This is a genomic window from Solirubrobacter phytolaccae (genome assembly GCF_027587195.1).
Classification (GTDB): Bacteria; Actinomycetota; Thermoleophilia; order Solirubrobacterales; family Solirubrobacteraceae; genus Solirubrobacter; species Solirubrobacter phytolaccae.
In genome coordinates, this window is the sequence record NZ_JAPDDP010000042.1 from 1 (window position 1) to 18929 (window position 18929).

Annotated in this window: 16 protein-coding genes; 10 read left to right on the plus strand and 6 right to left on the minus strand. The window is 72.7% G+C overall.

Going from position 1 to position 18929, the window contains the following annotated elements; translation table 11 throughout:
• Positions 1 to 1516 (plus strand): LuxR family transcriptional regulator (locus tag OJ997_RS21100; RefSeq protein WP_270027212.1); only part of this gene is annotated, 1516 nt, incomplete at its 5' end.
• Here OJ997_RS21100 and OJ997_RS21105 read toward each other — a convergent pair.
• Positions 1484 to 2032: an RNA polymerase sigma factor gene (locus tag OJ997_RS21105; RefSeq protein ID WP_270027213.1), complete on the minus strand. Its 549-nt coding sequence runs from the start codon at positions 2030 to 2032 to the stop codon at positions 1484 to 1486. The genes OJ997_RS21100 and OJ997_RS21105 overlap by 33 nt on opposite strands.
• A gap of 142 nt (positions 2033 to 2174) precedes the next feature.
• Here OJ997_RS21105 and OJ997_RS21110 point away from each other — a divergent pair, with 142 nt between their 5' ends.
• The 6 genes from OJ997_RS21110 to OJ997_RS21135 all read left to right on the plus strand — a co-directional run bounded on the left by OJ997_RS21110 (position 2175) and on the right by OJ997_RS21135 (position 10811).
• Positions 2175 to 2540: a hypothetical protein gene (locus tag OJ997_RS21110; RefSeq protein WP_270027214.1), complete on the plus strand. Its 366-nt coding sequence runs from the start codon at positions 2175 to 2177 to the stop codon at positions 2538 to 2540.
• A 198-nt stretch (positions 2541 to 2738) separates the two neighbouring features.
• Complete coding sequence (locus OJ997_RS21115; protein ID WP_270027215.1) at positions 2739 to 6881, plus strand: ThuA domain-containing protein; 4143 nt, start codon at positions 2739 to 2741, stop codon at positions 6879 to 6881.
• Positions 6882 to 6984: 103 nt separating this feature from the next.
• Positions 6985 to 7851, plus strand: coding sequence for a helix-turn-helix transcriptional regulator (locus OJ997_RS21120; protein ID WP_270027216.1), 867 nt, complete (start codon positions 6985 to 6987; stop codon positions 7849 to 7851).
• 50 nt (positions 7852 to 7901) lie between these two features.
• Positions 7902 to 8888, plus strand: coding sequence for an SDR family oxidoreductase (locus OJ997_RS21125; protein ID WP_270027217.1), 987 nt, complete (start codon positions 7902 to 7904; stop codon positions 8886 to 8888).
• A 52-nt stretch (positions 8889 to 8940) separates the two neighbouring features.
• The gene (locus OJ997_RS21130) at positions 8941 to 9933 is read left to right on the plus strand and encodes an SPFH domain-containing protein (RefSeq protein WP_270027218.1); all 993 of its coding nucleotides are present in this window, start codon (positions 8941 to 8943) and stop codon (positions 9931 to 9933) included.
• Complete coding sequence (locus OJ997_RS21135) at positions 9930 to 10811, plus strand: NAD(+)/NADH kinase (RefSeq protein ID WP_270027219.1); 882 nt, start codon at positions 9930 to 9932, stop codon at positions 10809 to 10811. The genes OJ997_RS21130 and OJ997_RS21135 overlap by 4 nt, the downstream gene beginning before the upstream one ends.
• A 55-nt stretch (positions 10812 to 10866) precedes the next feature.
• On the opposite strand, the gene OJ997_RS21140 is transcribed toward OJ997_RS21135, so the two are convergent.
• The 3 genes from OJ997_RS21140 to OJ997_RS21150 are packed head-to-tail and all read right to left on the minus strand — an operon-like array spanning position 10867 to position 13905.
• A complete protein-coding gene (locus OJ997_RS21140) occupies positions 10867 to 12099 on the minus strand; it encodes a hypothetical protein (RefSeq protein WP_270027220.1) in 1233 nt (410 codons plus the stop codon).
• Positions 12092 to 12766: a hypothetical protein gene (locus tag OJ997_RS21145; protein ID WP_270027221.1), complete on the minus strand. Its 675-nt coding sequence runs from the start codon at positions 12764 to 12766 to the stop codon at positions 12092 to 12094. The genes OJ997_RS21140 and OJ997_RS21145 overlap by 8 nt, the downstream gene beginning before the upstream one ends.
• Positions 12763 to 13905: a hypothetical protein gene (locus tag OJ997_RS21150; RefSeq protein ID WP_270027222.1), complete on the minus strand. Its 1143-nt coding sequence runs from the start codon at positions 13903 to 13905 to the stop codon at positions 12763 to 12765. Before OJ997_RS21150 ends, OJ997_RS21145 begins: the two co-directional genes overlap by 4 nt.
• A 94-nt stretch (positions 13906 to 13999) precedes the next feature.
• Here OJ997_RS21150 and OJ997_RS21155 point away from each other — a divergent pair, with 94 nt between their 5' ends.
• Positions 14000 to 14701, plus strand: a complete 702-nt coding sequence (locus OJ997_RS21155) for a DMP19 family protein (protein ID WP_270027223.1) — start codon at positions 14000 to 14002, stop codon at positions 14699 to 14701.
• Here OJ997_RS21155 and OJ997_RS21160 read toward each other — a convergent pair.
• Together OJ997_RS21160 and OJ997_RS21165 are read right to left on the minus strand one after the other, a co-directional pair.
• Entirely contained in the window at positions 14691 to 15083 is a 393-nt protein-coding gene (locus tag OJ997_RS21160) for a RidA family protein (RefSeq protein WP_270027224.1), read from the minus strand. The genes OJ997_RS21155 and OJ997_RS21160 overlap by 11 nt on opposite strands.
• Positions 15084 to 15104: 21 nt before the next feature.
• Positions 15105 to 15902: a DUF427 domain-containing protein gene (locus OJ997_RS21165; protein ID WP_270027225.1), complete on the minus strand. Its 798-nt coding sequence runs from the start codon at positions 15900 to 15902 to the stop codon at positions 15105 to 15107.
• A 38-nt stretch (positions 15903 to 15940) separates the two neighbouring features.
• On the opposite strand from OJ997_RS21165, the gene OJ997_RS21170 reads away from it, so the two are divergent.
• The gene (locus OJ997_RS21170; protein WP_270027226.1) at positions 15941 to 17290 is read left to right on the plus strand and encodes a nitroreductase family protein; all 1350 of its coding nucleotides are present in this window, start codon (positions 15941 to 15943) and stop codon (positions 17288 to 17290) included.
• A gap of 51 nt (positions 17291 to 17341) precedes the next feature.
• Positions 17342 to 18925 carry an alkaline phosphatase PhoX gene (locus OJ997_RS21175; protein WP_270027227.1) on the plus strand — a complete coding sequence of 528 codons (1584 nt, stop codon included), beginning with the start codon at positions 17342 to 17344 and terminating at the stop codon, positions 18923 to 18925.
• Positions 18926 to 18929: the final 4 nt, after the last annotated feature.

The following is an 18929-nucleotide window of genomic DNA, read 5'->3' on the forward strand; positions in this document are numbered from 1 at the left end:
GGCCTTAATCTTCGCCGAGGCACCCCGAGGGTTGCGCGGGGCCGGCCCGGGACCGCTCGAGGGTGCCGACCGGGACGATCCGGCAGCCGCGGCCGGCCGCGAGCCAGGACGGCTCGACGACGCCGACGCGGCGCGCGGCGCGCCCGGGGCCGCGCCGGGACCGCTCGACGACGCCGACGCCGCGCTCGTCGAGCAGCTCGAAGTGGAGTTGATCGGCTCGGCGTACATCTCGATCGCCGCGCGCAAGCTGCTCGCGCCGCGGCTCGCCGCGCTGCCGACGCCGCCGGAGGTGCCCGCGACGTACTTCGACCGCTTCCGGCTGACCGGGCTCGCGTTCGACGCGTTCGCGGCGGGGCGGCCCGCGGACGAGGTGGCGGAGCTCGCGACGCGCGGGCTCGCGTACGGGGCGATGGCCACCGACCCGACCGCGGGCGGGCACGCGTTCGTCTCCGGCGCGATCGCGCTGATGTTCGCGGAGCGCTACGACGAGGCGGATCGCCTGTACTCGGGCGCGCTGGAGGACGCGCGTCGGCGCGGCTCCGGGATCGCGTTCGCGACCGCTTCGAGCCTGCGCTCGCTCGTCGCGTTCCGGCGCGGGCGGCTCTCGGACGCGCTGGCCGACGCGTCCGCCGCGCTCGAGCTGGCGCGGGACGTGCACGGCTCGCAGGGCTTCCTCGCGGCGGCGCTCGGGACGCTCGTCTACACCGCGCTCGACCAGGGCACGGTCGACGCGGACCTGGAGGCGTTCGCGGATCGCTTCGTCCGCGAGCAGGCCGCCGACAACCTCCCGTACAGCCACGCGATGCACGCCCGCGCCTGCCTGCGCGTGCATCGCGGCGAGCTCGAGGCCGCCTACCAGGAGCTGCTGGCGACCGGGCGCCGGGAGCTGGAGTGGGGCGCGCGCAACCCTGCGGTGACGCCGTGGCGCTCGAGCGCCGCGCTCGTCGCGCACACGCTGGGCGATACCCGGTCCGCGCGGGAGCTGGCGTTCGAGGAGGTCGAGCTGGCGCGGGCGTTCGGCGCGCCGCGCGCGCTCGGGGTGGCGCTGCGCGCGGCGGGCCTCGTCGCCGAGCAGGAGCAGGGCCTCTCGCTGCTGGCCGAGGCCGTCGCGGTGCTCGCGCGCTCACTCGGCGCGCTCGAGCACGCCCGCGCGCTGATCGACCACGGCCTGGCCCTGCACGCGGTCGGCGCGCATCCGCAGGCGGAGCCGCGGCTGGCCGACGGCCACGCGCTGGCGATCCGCTGCGGCGCGCCCGCGCTCGCCGCCCGCGCCGGCGTCACGGCCCCGTCCGTCCCGACCGTGCCGTCGGCGCTCGGCGTGCTCACCCCCTCCGAAGCGCGGGTCGCGCGGATGGCCGCCGAGGGCATGACCAACCGCGACATCGCGCAGGCGCTGTTCGTGACGCAGAAGACGGTCGAGATGCACCTCGGCAGTGTCTACCGCAAGCTCGGGGTGCGCTCGCGCCGGGAGCTGCCAACGGCTCTAGAGCGCGGCAGCGGGGATGGCGAGCTGTAGGGCGCGACGGGCGCGGTGCAGCAGCTGCGCGACGGCGTTCGCGTTCATGCCGAGGCGGTCGCCGACCTCGTCGTAGGAGAGCTCACCCAGCTCGCGCAGGACGAAGGCCTGGCGCTGGCGCTCGGGGACGGAGGCGAGTGCGCCGTAGACCGCGTCGCGGGTCACGCCGTCCAGCGCGGCCTGCTCGGGACCGGAGCGCGGGTCCGGGCGTTCGACGGGGACGCCGGCGTCCTGGAGCGCGTCCAGCGAGGGCTCGTCACGGCGCCGGCGCTGCAGGTCGAAGCACGCGTTGCGGGCGGCCGCGAACACGTAGAAGCGCAGCCGGCTCGCGTCACCGCCGGTGTCGACGCCGCGCCGGGCGAGGTTGAGGAACGTGTCCTGCAGGGCGTCGGCGGCGTCGTGCTCGTTGCCGAGCATCCGGACGCAGTACGCGTACACGCGGTCGCCGTGCTCCGCGAAGAGGCGGGCGAGCGCGTCGTGGTCCAAGGGCTGAGCTTCCGTGCGGTCGGTGAACACGAAGCGAATGGTCCGCCCGCAGCGCCGCGCGGTCATGAGGAGCCGGTCCTCATCTTTGACCCCAGGGATCCTGGGGCACCCTGGGGTGAGGCGTAAGCACTCGAGCCCGGAGCCCGTCTTGCTCCATGGGATGATCGCCACCGTGGACACCGCACTGCCCGGGCCTGAGCGCGAGGTGCTCGCGCTGCTCGCCGAGAGCGGGCTCGGCTACGACGGCATCGCCGAGCTGCTCGGGGTCACGCGGCTCGACGTCGCCACCCTGGCCGCCACCGCGCGGCTCCGGCTCGCGCGCGCCACCCCGGTGCCCGAGGCGTGCCGCGCGCAACTCCCCCACCTCGCGAGCCGCATCGACGACGAGCGGATCGACCAGCCGGCGCATCCCGACGGCTGCGCCAGCTGCGCCGCCGCGCTCGCGGCCATGCGCGCGGCGGACGCGGCCTACCGGGCCGACCGACCGCCGCTGATGCCCGACGCGGTCCGGCATCGCCTGAACGGCTTGTCATATTGACAGACAATCCCTGTCTCCGTTAGTTTCGCGTTTCCTACAACTAATCCGGGACGAACGGTCCGGGTAGGGAACCGAGGGGGAGAGGGAATGAGACGGAGATGCGCGGGCCTGGCGTTGCTGGGCCTTGCTTTCGCGCTGCCTGAAACGGCAGCGGCAGCAGCAGCACCACAGCCGGCCGCGGCGCCGAAGGTGCTCGTCGTGACGAGCACCAGCGACGCGCTGACGACCGCCGGCCTGGACGCGATCAACCAGGCGTCGTCCGGCGACGCCTTCACCGTGACGGCGCCGGCGCCGGCCGCGGTGGGCGCGCAGTTCACGCCTGAGGCCTTGGAGACGTATCGCGCGGTCGTGTTCCTGAACACGGGGCAGACGAGCCCGCTGACCGACGCCCAGAAGGCGAACTTCGAGGCGTACTTCCGCAAGGGCGGCGGCTTCGTCGGCATCGGGTCGGCGATCGAGACGGACACGTCCTGGTCGTTCCTGACGAACGTGCTCGGCACGCGTTCGTCGTCGCGCACGATCGCCCAGTCCGGCACGGTGAAGGTGTTCGACCGCGTTCATGACGCGAGCAAGAACCTCCCGTCCTACTGGGATCGCACGGACCATTGGTACAACCTCGCAACGAACGTCCGCGGCGTCTCACACGTGCTGGCGAGCGTCGTCGAGGACCCGTTCGGCCCGCAGCCGCAGGGCCAGACGCTGGACGGCATCGAGGGCGGCACGATGGGCTCCCAGCACCCGGTCTCCTTCTGCAAGGACTACCAGGGCGGCCGCTCGTTCTACACCGCGCTCGGCAACACGCCGGCCGCGTTCGACGCCACGCTGACCACGCACCTGAAGGGCGCGATCAGCTGGGCGACGGGCACGAGCGACCCGGTCTACAGCGACTGCGGCGCGACCGTCCTGCGCAACTACCAGCAGACGAAGATCGGCTCGCCGCCGAACCTGCAGGAGCCGGTCGGCTTCGACCAGCTGCCGGACGGCCGCGTCCTCCAGACCGACCGCCTCGGCTCGCTGCGCCTGCACGACGCCACCACCGGCGTCACCAAGGTGATCGCCAACTTCAACGACCCGGCGCTCCCGCTCACGCAGCGGATCTACTCGGCGGGCGAGGACGGCCTGTACGGCCCGGCGGTCGACGCGAACTTCGCAACGAACAAGTGGGTCTACCTCTTCTACTCGCCGCAGACGGTCACCGACGTCAAGCTCTCCACGGGCCAGATCGTCACGCAGACCACGCCGAACACGACGCCGCCGGACTTCGCGGAGTCCAAGACGGCCTGGGATCCCTACGTCGGCTACCACCAGCTCAGCCGCTTCAAGTTCGTCGAGGACGCCAACGGCCCGCGACTCGACCTGACGACGGAGCAGCAGATCATCCGCGTGCCGATGAACCGGCAGGAGTGCTGCCACGTCGCGGGTGACATCGACTTCGACAAGCATGGGAACCTGTGGTTCGTCACGGGCGACGACACGCCGGCCGGCGGCATCAACGCCAACCCCGGCTACGGCCCGTTCAACAGCCAGAAGACCGACGAGCAGCAGACCGTGCGCGTCACCGGCGCGACGGCCGGCACGTTCACGCTGACCTTCAACGGCCAGACGACGGCACCGATCGCCTACAACGCGGCCGGCCCGGCCATCGACGCGGCGCTCGAGGCGCTGCCGAACATCGAGGCCGACGAGATCCAGGTGAGCCCGCTGCCGACGCAGCAGGCGGCGAACACCGTGAACACGACGACCATCACCGTGTTCTTCCGCCGCGGCAAGCAGCAGACCGACCAGCCGCAGATCACCGCCGACGGCGCCGCCCTGACGGCCGGCACCGTCGCGACGGCCACCACACGGCAGGGCAACTGGTACCAGCGGCTGACCGGCGACTCGCGCCGCAGCGCGCTCAACACCAACGACCTGCGCGGCAAGGTGCTGCGCATCAAGGTCAAGGACACGATCGGCGCCGCGGACGCCAACAAGGCGGACTTCACCGGCAGCGGCACCGGCGCGTACACGATCCCGGCCGGCAACCTGTACCCGCTCGTCGCGGGCGCGCCGCAGGACAGGACGCGCGCCGAGGTCTACGCGATGGGCTTCCGCAACCCGTTCCGGATCCAGGTCGACGAGAACGACGTCGCGTACGTGAGCGACTACTCGCCCGACGCGCAGACGCCGCAGCGCGGGCGTGGCCCGGGCGGCACGGGCCGCTACGAGATCGTGCGCAAGCCGTCCAACTACGGCTGGCCCACGTGCTATAAGCGCGACCTCGCGTACTACGAGTGGAACTACCACGAGTTCGCGCCCGGCACGATCACCGCCGGCGTGCCCGCGCAGGACCCGCCGCGGCTGCACCAGTGCGACGGCCCGACGCAGCGCAACGACTCGCTGTGGAACATCGAGGGCGGTCCGACGGTCGAGCCCGGCCTGCGTGAGGTCCCGCCCGTCACCAACCCGGACATCTGGTACTCGTACCGCGACAACAACACCGCGTCGCCGCTCGGCACCCCGTGCCTGGCGAACTACGCCCCGACGCCGGGCCCGATCGCGCCCGGCTCGACCACCGAATGCCCGCGGCTGTTCCCGGAGCTCTACACCGGTGGCGTCGGCCCGCACGGCATGACGAAGTACAACTACGAAGCGAGCAACCCGAACCCGAAGAAGTTCCCGCCGTACTACGACGACTCGGTGATCATCGGCGAGTGGACGCAGGACACCCTGCGGGAGATCAAGCTCGACGACCAGAACCGGATCCAGAAGATCAACGGCTTCCTGGACTGCGGCAGCCGGGCCAACACCGCGTCGGGCACGTTCCAGTTCGAGTGCGACAACCCGATGGACATGCAGTGGGGCGCGGACGGCGCGTTCTACCTGCTGACGTACGGCAACGGCTTCAACGTCATCAGCCCGGACGCCGGCATGTACAAGTGGGAGTACGTGAAGGGCAAGCGGCCGCCGAAGGCCGTGCTTACCACGGACAAGACCGACGGCGCCTCGCCGCTGACGGTCAACTTCTCCAGCGCCGGCTCGCTGGACGAGGACCCGGGCGACTCGCTCCGGTACGAGTGGGACTTCGGTGACGGCTCAGCGATCTCGACCGAGCCCAACCCGGCGCACACCTACACGCAGCGCGGCCGCTTCACGGCCAAGCTGACGGTGATCGACTCCTCGGGCGAGCGCACGTCGACGAGCACGCTCATCACGAGCGGCAACACCACGGCGACGATCAAGGTCGAGGCGCCGCTCGACGGGGGCCTGTTCTCGTTCGGCGACGAGCTGCAGTACAAGGTCACGGTCACCGATCCGGAAGAGCCGTCGATCGACTGCAAGGACGTCGTGGTCAAGTACGTCCTCGGTCACGACACGCACGGTCACGAGCTGGTCAGCCGCAACGGCTGCACCGGCTTCCTCAAGACCGACGAGAACGACCAGGCGCACGGCGGCAACGTGTTCGGCGTGATCAGCGCCGAGTACGAGGACAAGGGCTCCACGGGCGGCGTCCCGTCGCTGAAGGCGGTCAGCCAGGTGCAGGTCCGCCAGAAGCGCCAGGAGGTCGAGCACGTCGTCAGCCAGTCCGGCACGACGACGGCCGCGAACACCGACAGCGGCGTGAGCGGGCTCCACCGCAACAGCCTGGCCTCGGGCGACTGGATCCAGCTCAACGGCCCGTTCAACCTGCACCAGATCGACTCGGTCACCGTCCGCTACACGGACAACGCGGGTGGCCGCACGGTCGGGTCGCCACTGGGCGCGATCGAGGTGCGGACGGGCTCGCAGACGGGTCCGATCGTCACCACGCTCCCGTTGACGTCGACGGGTGGCACTGCGGCCTGGAACAGCCTCACCTTCCCGATCTCGGTGTCGGGCAAGAACGAGCTGTTCCTGGTGTTCCGCAACGTCACCGGCGGCGTCGCGGCCGGGCAGGCGATGTTCCTGCTCAACTGGGTGCACTTCAATGGCAACGGCGTCACCGTTCAGAAGGTGGAGACGCCGGGCGCGGCGGGCGGCAACGTTCCGGCGACCCTTTCGTTGTCGCTCGGCGCGCCGGCCACGTTCGGGGCGTTCGTCCCGGGCGTCGCCAAGACGTACGAGGCGAGCACGTATGCCGACGTGATCTCGACGGCCGGTGACGCGACGTTGAGCGTCTCCGACCCCGGCCACCTCGCCAACGGGACGTTCACCCTGCCGCAGCCGCTGCAGGTCGCGTTCTCGAAGTCGGCGTGGACCGCACCGGTGTCCAACGACCGCGTGAACATCACGTTCAAGCAGCCGATCGCGGCGACGGACGCGCTCCGCACCGGGTCGTACTCGAGGACGCTGACGTTCACCCTGTCCACCACGAACCCGTGAGCTGAGCGGTCGCGGCGGCCCCTTAGTTGGGGTCGCCGCGACCGTCGCGGGTGTGAGTGGCAGGGGCACCTTGCGCCGGAAGGCATGGGCTAGCTTCCAAGGCATGGATGACGGCAACCGCCTCGGTGAGTTCCTCCGGGCCCGACGTGAGCGGGTCCTGCCCGGCGACGTCGGCCTGCGTGAGGACGACGGTACGCGGCGGGTGCCCGGGCTGCGCCGCGAAGAGCTCGCGCAGCTCGCCGGCGTGAGCACGAACTACGTCGTCCGGCTCGAGCAGGGCCGCGACCGGCATCCCTCGCCCTCGGTGTTGGACGCGCTGGCCAAGGCGCTGCAGCTCGACGAGGCCGCGACCGCGCACCTGCACCAGCTCGGCACGCCCGCCGCGGAGCGTCCGCGCGCTCGTGGCCGCGCGCCGCGCGAGGACGCGGTCGCACCCGGCGTCCAGTTGCTGCTCGAGCGCCTGGCGGACCAGCCCGTCTCCGTCATGAACCGCTTCGGCGACATCCTCGCGACGACGCCGCTCGCCGCCGCGCTGATGCCCGGCCTCACGACGGGCACCAACGCCTACCGCGCGACCTTCCTGGACCCCGCCGTGCGTGAGCTGTTCGGCGACGGCTGGGACCGGATCGCCCGCAGCGTCGTCGCCGGGCTGCGCGCGGTGAGCGCCGACGCCGCCGGCGATCCGCGCCTGGTCGCGCTGGTCGGCGAGCTCGCGCTCGAGAGCGACGTCTTCCGGCGGCTGTGGGCTCGCCATGACGTGCGCCCGCGCGTCGGGCGCGGCACGACCGTGCTTCAGCACCCGCAGGTCGGCGCCGTCGAGCTCGGCTGGGAGAAGCTGGAGATCAGCGGCTCGCCCGGCCAGACCCTCGTGATCCATCACGCCGAGCCCGGGAGCGCGTCCGAGCACGCGCTCGCGCTGCTCGCCTCGCTGGCGGCCAAGGCGCCGCCGCACACGCACGTTTCCGCCTGAGCTTCGCGCTCAGCCCTCCGCAACGACCCATCTCGAAGGGAGAACCTCCCATGTCCACCGTGCTCCTCACCGGGGGCTCCGGCTTCCTCGGCCTGCACACCACCATCCAGCTGCTCGAGCGCGGGTACGACGTCCGCGCGACCGTGCGGTCGGCCAAGCGCGCGGAGCGGGTCCGCGCCACGCTCGGCGATCCCGCGCGCCTGCAGCTCGTCATCGCCGACCTGCTGTCCGACGACGGCTGGGCGGAGGCGGCCGCCGGCGCCGACTATGTCCTCCATACCGCTTCGCCGTTCCCGGCGGGCGCGCCCGACCACGAGGACGACCTGATCGTCCCCGCGCGCGACGGCACCCTGCGCGTGCTGCGCGCGGCGCTCGACGCCGGCGTGCGCCGGGTCGTGGTCACGTCGTCGTTCGCGGCGGTCGGCTACGGCCGCGAGCCCGGCGACCACGTGTTCACCGAGGCCGACTGGACGGACCCGACCGCGGACATCGGCGCCTACATCAAGTCCAAGGCGATCGCGGAGCGCGCGGCGTGGGACTTCGCGCGTGAGACCGGGCTCGAGCTGGCGGTGGTCAACCCCGTCGGGATATTCGGGCCGGTGCTCGGCAGCGACCGCTCGGCCTCGATCGGGATGGTCTCCGGGCTGCTCGACGGGACGTTCGCGAGCGGGATGCCACGGCTGGCGTTCTCCGTCGTCGACGTGCGCGACGCCGCCGACCTGCACCTGCGCGCGATGACCGACCCGGCGGCCGCGGGTGAGCGCTTCATCGCCGCGAGTGGGGACGGCGTGTGGCTCGCCGACCTCGCGCGGATCCTGCGCGAGCGGCTCGGAGCGGACGTCCCGACGGCCGAGATCCCCGACGACGTGCTGCGCGAGGCGGCGAAGACGAACCCGGCGCTCGACTCGATCGCGCGGGAGGTCGGCAACTTCCGCCACCTGAGCGCGGAGAAGGCGCGCCGCGTGCTCGGCTGGGCGCCGCGTCCGCTCGAGGAGACCGTCGTCGACACGGCCGAGAGCCTGAATAGGTCAACCTGACCAAAACCTTGCTATCGTCCTTCTGGTCAAGCAGACCAGAAGGACGTCCACAATGGCTGAGATCAAGCGCTACCCATTCATCCGCCACCTCCGCGCCGAGCCGACCAACCACGTGCTCGGCTACCGCAACGGCACGCTGCGCCGTGAGGGCGCGGGCCAGGCGTTCTGGTTCCGCGCGATCAACACCGCGATCGCGGAGGTGCCGATCGACGACCGCGAGCTGCCGTTTCTGTTCCACGTGCGCAGCACGGACTTCCAGGAGCTGATCGTGCAGGGCGTGATCACCTTCCGGGTCGTCGATCCGCAGCGGGTCGCGCGCCGGATCGACTTCGCCGTCGACCTGAACACCGGGCGCTGGACGCAGACGCCGCTCGAGCAGCTCGCCGGGCTCGTCATGCAGCTCGCGCAGCAGTTCGTGATCGACGAACTGGTCAAGCGCGACGTGCGCCAGATCCTCGCCGACGGCGTCGCGCCGATCCGGGCGCACATCGCCGCGGGGCTCGCGGCGGAGGTCGCGCTGCAGGAGCTCGGCATCGAGGTCGTGGCGGTGCGCGTGGCCGCGGTCGCGCCGACGGCCGAGCTGGAGAAGGCGCTGCAGCAGCCCACGCGTGAGGCGATCCAGCAGGACGCCGACCAGGCCACGTTCCAGCGGCGCGCGCAGGCGGTGCAGAAGGAGCGGGCGATCGCCGAGAACGAGTTGCAGAACCGGATCGAGCTCGCCCGGCGCGAGGAGGAGCTCGTCGGCCGTGAGGGCGCGAACCAGCGCAAGCGGGCGGAGGAGCAGGCGGCCGCGGCGATGGTCGAGGCGACCGCCGCCGACGAGCGGCACGCGTTGGCCGCGGCGCGCAAGGCGACGACGATCGACGCGGTCCAGGGCGCGCAGCTGCGGATCGACGCCGAGCGCGCGAAGGTCGACGCGGCGATGCCGCCCGACGTCCTGCTCGCGCTCGCCCTGCGTGAGCTGGCCGAGAACCTCGGCAAGATCGAGCACCTGACGATCACGCCCGACATGCTCACCCCGGTCCTGGCGAAGCTGAACCGATGAGCCTCGTCCCGCGCTGCGTCCTGGTCGAGCGTCCGACCGAGTTCCGCGACTTGCTCGCGCGTCACGGCACGCGCGAGCAGGCGCGGTTCTTCCTGGGTCAGCGCGGCCTGGACATCGCCGAGGTCGAGGAGCGCCACCTGCGCTACGAGGAGACGCGGGCGCGCGTGCTCGGGGCGGTGCCGCCGAGCTGGCGCAGCGCGACCGTGGCGCGCGAGGACCTCGACCGCTTCCTGTTCGCGGAGGACGACGTGATCGTCGTGCTCGGGCAGGACGGGCTGGTCGCGAACGTCTCCAAGTACCTGGGCGGGCAGCCGGTCATTGGTTTGAATCCGGAGCCGGAGCGGTTCCCGGGCGTGCTCGTGACCCATCGTCCGGACGCGCTCGCGGATCTCTGCGCCGACCTGGCGGCGGGCCGCGCCGCGATCGAGCCGCGCACGATGGTCCGCGCGGCACTCGACGACGGCCAGGAGCTGCGCGCTTTGAACGAGGTGTTCCTCGGCCACCGCACGCACCAGTCGGCGCGGTACGCGCTCACGGTGGGGGATGTGAGCGAGCACCAGTCCTCGTCGGGCCTCATCGTCGCCACGGGAACGGGCGCGACCGGCTGGGCGAAGAGCATCAACCAGGGCCGGCTCGCGCTGCCGGCGCCGGTCGCGCCGGAGCTCGCGTGGTTCGTCCGCGAGGCCTGGGAGAGCCCGACGACCGGCGCGTCCCTGACCGCGGGCGTGCTGGCGAGCGGGGCCGCGCTGACGGTGACGAGCGAGATCGAGGGCGTCGTGTTCGGCGACGGCATCGAGGCCGACCACCTCGCGCTCGACTGGGGCCAGCGCGTGACAATCGGCGCGGCCGACCAGCGCCTCGCCCTCGTGCGCGGCTAGCGCGAGCACGCTGGCCGCGGCCGGCGACGGCGTGGGCGGCCGACGCCGCGCCGGGCTACTCGCGCTCCACGCGGTCGCGGACGACTTCGGTCGGCAGGTCCGAGACGAGCGCGCCGAACGCCGTGCGGGCCCAGACGGTGTCGCGCTCCAGGTACGGGCGGCCGCCGTCGTCGAGCACGTCCGGGGCGTGCTTGGCGCGCAGGTCGCGGCGGCAGGCCTTGCACACCGGGAGCTTCGGGCTCGCGCCCCAGCGGCCCGTGTCGACGCTGCGGCCGTGCGTGGGGTTGAGCGCGCACAGCGGCGCCGGGTCCGTGATCGGGCGGCCGTGGGTGAGCGCGCGGGCGTGGCCGAGCGCGGTCTGGGCGAGGTCCTCGAGCACGAGCGCGCCGACCAGGTCCGCGTCCGTCGCGTCCTCGTCGGCGAGCAAGCGGCCGGCGGTGTCGCGTGCGTCCAACGCCCGTTGGTACTGCTCCTGCGCGCGGGCCTCGCGCGGCACGGGCTCCGCGTCGAGCTGATCCGCAAGGTCTGTCAGCTCGCGCTCCACGGTCTGGCGCAGCTCCCGGCGGCGGGCGCCGTGCGCGGCCTCGAAGACGTGGTCGGGAAGGACGAGCGGGCCGCTACCCGGGCGGGCCCCGCGCCGGCGGCGGAGCGTCAGCACCAGCAGGCCGACGACCACGATGATGGCCAGCGAGATGAACGGCGCGAGCCCGACCCCGTCGCCGTCATCGTCCGCGCGCTCGGTGCCGCCGCTCGTCGCCGGCCGGGACGGCGCGGAGTCCTGGTCCTGCCGGTCGCGCAGCGCCTCCGCCTCCTTGAAGACGTCCGGGTCTGCCAGCGCGTCGAGGAAGCGGTTGAGCGTGGTCGCGATCCGCTCGTCGTACTCGCGATCCTCCGCGAGTAGCGCGACGGTCGCCGCGGCGCGGACCGGGTCCTCCTCGGCCGTCGGCGTCGGGGTGTCCGCGTAGAGGATGTTGTCGTGGACGGTCACGATCGCCGCGTCGTCGCGGCCCGTGCGGCGGCGCAGCACGGTCAGCAGCTGGCGCGGCTTGCCGTCCACCGAGTCGCCCGAGACGAGCGGGACGAGCGCGACCAGCACGGGCGGCTTGGTGTTCGCCAGCCGCGCCGCCAGGTCGGTGCGCTCCTGGTCGGTGAGCGCCGACCGCAGGGACGGGTCCACGTGCAGCGGGCCCTGGCCCAGCCCGGTCGCGGCGGCGCCGATCTCCTGCGCGGCGGCCGTCGCCGGCAGCAACGCGAGCAGCACGAGGGCGAGCAGCAGCCGCCTAGGCACGGCGGAAATCCCGGAAGAGGAACGAGCCGGCCCAGCAGACGGCGCCGGTGAACAGGCCCGCGATCGCGCAGGCGAGGACGATGAGCCAGTCCGGCGTGCCGTCGTCGCCGATGTCGTCCAGGTAGTCGTCGGGGCGGTTCTCGGGGAGCGGGTCGAGCGGCTCGGTCGGACGGTCACGTTGATAGGAATAGCCGTCGTCCTCCGCGGTCGCGGCGATCTGGAACACGCCCCGCAGCCGCGGGACGATCGTCGTGGGCCCGTCCTCGCCGGTCGCGCCGTACTCGAGCTCGAACGGCACGTCGACGTTCCGGCTGAGGTTGACCTTCAAGAGCTCGAAGTTGCCGCGCTGGTCGACGCCGATCAGCAGCCGCTTGACCTTCGGCAGCCGGTCGTTGAGCGCCCACAGCATGCGGTCGGCCTCGCCGCCGCTCTCGTCCGCCTCGACCGACGGCATCACGACGACCTTGACGTCGAACGGCAGATAGGCGTCGCGCAGCGCGGTGAGGATGAGCGTCCGGTCGCGCTCCGGGATCAGGAAGTCCAGCTCCGGATGCACGTACAGGGGAGCGGCCTTCAGGCCCGTCGCCGCGCGGTCCAGCCGGTCCTCCGCGCGAGCAGGCGCCGCGAGCAGCAGCATCGCGAGCAGCGTGATCAGCGCCGCCCTCACCGCCGGTCCTCCGCGAGCGCGCGGCGCATGTCGCGCCGCAACGTGCCGAAGCCCGTGCGCGCCCAGACCGTGTCGCGCTGCCAGTACGGCCGGTCGCCGTCCCACGCCGACTCGGGTGCGCGACCCGCGGCGACCGCCTGCGCACACCGCTTGCAGGCCGGCACCTCGACCATCGCGCGGTCGCTTTGCCAACGCGTCGGCTTCGCCCAGCCGCTGTGGCGCGGGTCGAAGAAGCAGCGCTCGCGCTCCTTCCCCGCCAACGCCTCGCGCCCCCGTTGGGCGAGCACGAGCGCGCCGAGGTCGTCGATCGGCTTGCCCTGGCGATCGAGCGCCATCGACGCTGCGACCTCGAGATCCACCGCACGCTCGTCCGGCGCTCGCTTGCGCGCGATCTCGCGCGCCAGCTTGGCGTGTGTGTCCACCGCCCGCGTGCGGGTGTCCGCGGCGGGCGTCGCGTGCTTGCCGCGCCGCCCGCGTGCGCGGCGACGGCGGTAGCGCCGCTCCAGCCCGGTCGCCGACAACGCCACGCCGGCGAAGAACGCGCCGAGGATCGAGAACCCGAGCGCGGCCGAGGACGTGCGCTCGTCGTCCTCCTCCGGCTCGCGGTACGGGGTCGGCACCGGGCCGCCCTCGTCGGGCGGGATCACGGCGCGCTCGGAGCGGGGCATGCGCGCCTCGCCGCGGGCCAGCGCGAGCGCGTACCGGAGCTTGTCGATCCCCGGGTCGTCGCGGTCGTAGTCGTTGTACGTGGCCTGCTCGATGTCGTGATCGCGCATCGGCAGCTGCACCCCGTACGCGCTCAGGTAGACCAGCGAGCCGCGGTCGTCGCTGACCACGTAGAGCCCGTCGCGGCCGAGGCCGTCGCGCAGCAGCGCGAGCCGGTCGTCGCCGTAGATGGTCTCGCTGCTCAGGTCGGGTGCGACGACGACGAACGTGGGGAACGGCATCCGCTCGACGTCGCGGAGGAGCGCCTCGCGGTCGGCGTCGTCGATCCGGCGCGAGACCGAGTCGCTGACGTACACCGGCGACTCCTTCAGCGCGGCGACGAACAGGTCGGTGCGATCCGCGGCGAGCGCGTTCCCGCCGCCGGAGCACACGAGCGCGAGCGCGATCGCGGGCACGACGAGACGGCGGGGCACCCCGACACTATGCCCACGACGAACCACCCAAAACCCGGCTGCCTGGACAACTGGCCGATGAGCATCGGCTGAACGCCGTGCCAGACTCGCGCCGATGAAACGCGCGCTCGTGCTCCTGGTCCTCCTGGCCGCCCTGGGTGGGTGCGGCGGCATCCCCGAGCCGGCCGTCGAGGAAGGCGCGGCCGCCGAGGCCTCGGGCTGGCCGGCCGAGATGACGCCCGAGCCCGGGTTCGATCCCGACGATCCCGCTCTGGACACGATCCCCGACGACGGCGCGCACGGCGAGGAGATCACGCGCAAGGCGGGCACGCGCAAGGACTTCAAGGTCCCGCCCGCGGCGGTGGCAGGGCTCGACAACGGCCCGCTCGTGCGCGCCGTCGTCACCCGCCCGTTCTACGAGCTGGACCCCGAGGACGCCGTCGACCGCCTGAACGCGGCGCAGCTCGCCGTGTACGCGTTCTACTACGCCGACTTCGAGATCCTCAACGGCGGCTTCACGCAGTTCTGGTCCAACCCCTCGGGCGCCGTGGCCGCGGACCTGCAGTCGGCGGCGGAGCGCGTCGGCTCGCCCGAGTTCGCCGCGATCTTCCGCGACGCCGCCGCGCTCTGGCCCGGCGGGAAGATCCCGCGCGACGCCGAGCAGCGCGGCGCGCTGGTCGACCAGCTCGACGCCACGAAGGTCGCGGAGCTCGACGAGATCTACGCCGCGACGCAGTACCGGCGCAACACCGCGCTGGCCAACGTCCTCGGGCCGTTCATCCGCGCGAACACGGACCAGTTCGTCGCTAGTCGGTGACGGCGACCGCCTCGATCTCGATCCGGTAGCCGGGCTCGAACAGGATCGAGACGCCGATCAGCGACGCGGGCACGCGCGGGACGTCCTCGACCGCGGCGAGGCCCGCGCCGAGCTCGCCCAGCTGGTCCGGCGTCCAGTCGGTGACGTACATCGTCAGCTTCACGAGGTCCGCGGCGGTCGCGCCCGCGGCCTCGACGGCAGCGACGACGTTGCGCAGCGCCCGCTCGGCCTGGGCGGCGAGCCCACCCTCGACGAGCTGGAGGTCGTCGTCGGAGCCGACCTGGCCCGCGATGTGGATGATCCGCCGGCCCGTGGCGACCGACACGTGGTGGTAGAAGGGCGTCGTCTGACGGCCCGGGACGTTGAGGAGTTCGACGCTCATGAGGCTCCCATGTATACGCGGCTAGAGGTCGAACTCGTCGCGCATGGCGTCGGCCACCGCGCCCCGCGGTGCGCCGCGCAGCTCGCCGTCGACGAACACGTCCACGCGCTCGTCCCAGAAGGCGACCAGCCCGGCGATCACCGTCAGGTCGGGCAGCGGCGTCTCGTAGCTCCAGGCGATGTCCGCGTGCGCGCCGGCCGACCAGTAGGACGCCTCGCCCTTGTACGGGCAGTAGCTGTGCCGCGCGCTCGGCTGGAGCGGGAGGCGCACGTCCTCGCGCGGGAGGTAGAAGCGCGTGGGTACGAGCGTCTCGAACAGCAGTCGCGCGCGCGTGGACTCGGCGAGCACGGTGCCGTCGAGCGCGATCCGGACGGGGCGCGCGCTCACGCGGACGTCCACGCGTGCGAACGGGTCGCGCGGGTGGCCGTGGATCGGCTCGTCCTCCTCGCGCCAGGCGTCGAAGGCGTCGAAGTCGAGCAGGACGTAGCCGTCGAGGTCGGGATCGGTGAGCCGGAAGCCCGCGTGCTCGCGGCCGCCGAGCGTGAGCGGCTCCCCCGGTGCCGTGTGCGCCGCGAACGGGATGCCGGGGTGGAGCAGGCCGTCCGGGACGTCGGCCGAGCCGGGCGCGATCGCCACCGCCAGCGCGAGGTCCGCCGCGGGGACGGCGTAGGACGGCACGACGCGACGCGGCTCCCAGACGAGCAGCGCGTCGGTGCTGTCGACGACCGTGGCCCCGTCGAGCTCGGCCCGCACGCGCTTGGCGGTCGGCTCGTGGCGGAGGCCCGCTTCGAACAGCAGATCACGGGTGCGGATGCTCATGGTCGTCAGGACGGTACGCCGTGCGCCACTATTCCCGCATGGTCTCGGGCGATGTGGCGCGGCTCTATCACGCGCTGACCTCCTACAAGGCGGGCGACGACTTCCCGGCCCCGCCGGCGGATCACCCGCTCGTGCTCCAGGACCTCGTCGCGAACGACTTCGCGACCTGGCCGTACCCGTACAAGCGCTATCCGGCCGATCTCCCCCGGGTCGAGCTCACCCGCACACTGGACGAGGACCCGCTGGCGCGCCTGCTGTTCCTCTCGGCCGGCGTCGTCCGCACCGCTGAGCGCGAAGGCCGCCCGCGGCAGCTGTTCCGCGCCGCGGGGTCGGCGGGCGGGCGCTTCCCGCTCGAGCTCTACGTGTCCGGGGCCGACGGCGTCCGCTGGTACGACCCGGAGGCGCACGCGCTGGTGCGGATCGCTCCGGCGGCGGGCGGCGAGGCGACGACGGTGATCCTCACCGGCGTCCCGTGGCGGACCGCCTGGCGCTACGCCGAACGCGGCTTCCGGCACCTGTACTGGGACGCAGGAACGATGCTCGCCCAGACGCTCGCGCTCGCCCCCGGCGCACGGCTCCACACGCGCTTCGACGACGCCGCGGTCACGCGCCTGGTGGGCGCGGACGGCGTGCACGAGTTCCCGCTCGCGCTCGTCACGCTCGAGGACGGCGCACCGCGGCTGGATCCGGGTGGCGCCGCCGCGACCGGCGCGGTGGACCACACACCGCGTGAGCTGCCGCTGATCACGCAGACCCAGCGCGCGGGCGACGGCACGGGCGCGCTCGGCGAGCCGTGGCCCGCGGCGCCCCCGCTCCCGACCGACGACCTGGAGGGCGTGATCCTCAAGCGCGGCTCCACGCGCCGGATGGACGCGAGCGCGACGGTGTCGAAGGCGCATTTCGAGGCCGCGCTCGAGTACGCGCTCACAAGCGTGCGCGAGCCGCATTTCATCGCCGTCCACGGCGTCGACGACGTCGAGCCGGGCCTCTACCGCTGGCCCGACCTCGCGCAGCCGCTCCGCACCGGCGACCTGCGCGAGGAGCTCCTGCGCCTGTGCTGGGACCAGGACCTCGGGCGCGACGCGGCGTTCGTGGTGATGGGCGCGACGCACCTGGACCGCCTCGACGAACGCGCCTACCGCGACGCCCAGCTCGACGCCGGCCTCGTCGAAGGCCGGCTGCACCTTGCGGCCTACGCGCTCGGGTTCGGCGCGAGCGGCATGACGTTCGTCGACACGCTGTTCCCGGACACGGTCGGCGAGCCGCTGGCGGCGCTGCTGTTCACGTGTGTCGGCGTGCCGACCTACCGCAGCAAGGGCGGCGGTGGCCCGGGAGCGCCGGTGTCCGTCGTCGTCCCGGCGGCCGGCCTCACCCTGCCGACCCCTTAGACCGGAAGATCGCCCTTTGCGGGCCGGCGCACTCACCTGTAGACATTGCGCATGCTCACCCGCCGCCGACTGATCCAGTCAGGGCTGACCACTGCCGCGGCGGTGTCGTTCGGTCCCGCGTTCTGGCGCGACGCGTTCGCCGCGCCGCCGGCCACGCTCGCTCCCTACGGGCCGTACGGTCCGCTGCAGCCGGCCGACGCCAACGGGCTGCAGCTTCCGCCCGGCTTCAGCTCGCGCGTGATCGCCCAGTCCGGCCAGCCCGTCGCGAGCACCGGGTACGTGTTCCCGATCTATCCCGACGGCGCGGCCACGATCCGGATGCCGTCCGACGGCGGTTGGATCCTCGCGATCAACTCGGAGGTCCCCGGCGGCGCGGGCGGCGCGTCGGCGATCCGCTTCGACGCGCGCGGCGGGATCACGAACGCCTACCGGATCCTCGGCGGGACGAGCACGAACTGCGCGGGCGGCGGGACGCCGTGGGGCACATGGCTCTCGTGCGAAGAGGTCCCGCGCGGGATGGTCTGGGAGTGCGACGTGACCACGAACGCGCCGACCGCGCACCCCGCGCTGGGCGTCTTCCAGCACGAGGCGGCGTGCGTGGACCCCGTGCGCCAGCAGGTGTATCTGAGCGAGGACGTCGACGGTGGTGGGCTCTATCGCTTCACGCCGGCCGCGTACCCGGACCTCAGCGCGGGGGTGCTCGAGATCGCGTGCGCGGGCGTCGGCACCGGCGTGGTCTGGAAGGTGCTGCCCGACCCGACGTTCCTGGGCGCGACCCCGACCCGCAGCCAGCACGCGGACTCGATCAAGTTCCGCCGCGGCGAGGGCATCTGGTACGACACCGGCCGCGTGTACTTGACGACGACGACCGACGAGACCGTCCACGTCTACGACACGAACGCCGCCACCGTCGAGGTGCTCTACCGCGCGGGCGACCTGCCGGGCACGCCGCTGAAGGGCATCGACAACATCCTCGCCACCAGGTCCGGCGATCTGATGGTCGCCGAGGACTCCTACGACAACGACCCCGACGCGATGGACGTCTGCCTCCTCACGCAGGCCAACCAGGTGTCGCGGTTCCTGAAGATCACGGGCGACGCCCACTTCAAGCCAGTGCAGTCCGAGGTCGTCTCGATCGCGTTCAACCCCGACGGCACGCGCATGTACGTCGCGTCACAGCGCCACAACTCCGTGGGCATCCTCTACGAGATCAGCGGTCCGTTCCGCGCCGACCAGGCGACGGTCTGGACCCCGCCGCCCACGCCGACGCCACCCACGCCTCCGGCGCCGCCCGCCCCGCCGACGCCGGGGGTCCCGATCGGCCTGGACATCGCCAAGCGGGTGAGCGAGAAGAGCTTCATCCGCAGCGGGCTCGCGGTCGGCTTCTCGCTCGAGAAGGCCGCGTCCGTGCGCATCCGGGTGACCGCGAAGATCGGCAACCGCACGAAGACGCTCGCCTCGACGACGCGGAGCGCCAAGGCGGGCCGGAACGTGCTCCGGGTCAAGGCCTCCAAGAGCGGCGCCAAGCTGCTCAAGGGCCGCCGCCGGGACGTGAAGGCGACGGTCGAGATCCGCGTCACCACGCCGGGCGCGCCGGTTCGCACCTTCAAGCGGACCGTCACCGTGCGACAGTAGGGGC

What these genes read in the sequence shown, in the direction of transcription:
- OJ997_RS21120 (WP_270027216.1), top strand. Translation starts at nt 6,985, where the DNA reads ATGGATGACGGCAACCGCCTCGGTGAGTTCCTCCGGGCCCGACGTGAG.
- OJ997_RS21125 (WP_270027217.1), top strand. Translation starts at nt 7,902, where the DNA reads ATGTCCACCGTGCTCCTCACCGGGGGCTCCGGCTTCCTCGGCCTGCAC.
- OJ997_RS21130 (WP_270027218.1), top strand. Translation starts at nt 8,941, where the DNA reads ATGGCTGAGATCAAGCGCTACCCATTCATCCGCCACCTCCGCGCCGAG.
- OJ997_RS21135 (WP_270027219.1), top strand. Translation starts at nt 9,930, where the DNA reads ATGAGCCTCGTCCCGCGCTGCGTCCTGGTCGAGCGTCCGACCGAGTTC.
- OJ997_RS21155 (WP_270027223.1), top strand. Translation starts at nt 14,000, where the DNA reads ATGAAACGCGCGCTCGTGCTCCTGGTCCTCCTGGCCGCCCTGGGTGGG.
- OJ997_RS21160 (WP_270027224.1), bottom strand. Translation starts at nt 15,083, where the DNA reads ATGAGCGTCGAACTCCTCAACGTCCCGGGCCGTCAGACGACGCCCTTC.
- OJ997_RS21165 (WP_270027225.1), bottom strand. Translation starts at nt 15,902, where the DNA reads ATGAGCATCCGCACCCGTGATCTGCTGTTCGAAGCGGGCCTCCGCCAC.
- OJ997_RS21170 (WP_270027226.1), top strand. Translation starts at nt 15,941, where the DNA reads ATGGTCTCGGGCGATGTGGCGCGGCTCTATCACGCGCTGACCTCCTAC.
- OJ997_RS21175 (WP_270027227.1), top strand. Translation starts at nt 17,342, where the DNA reads ATGCTCACCCGCCGCCGACTGATCCAGTCAGGGCTGACCACTGCCGCG.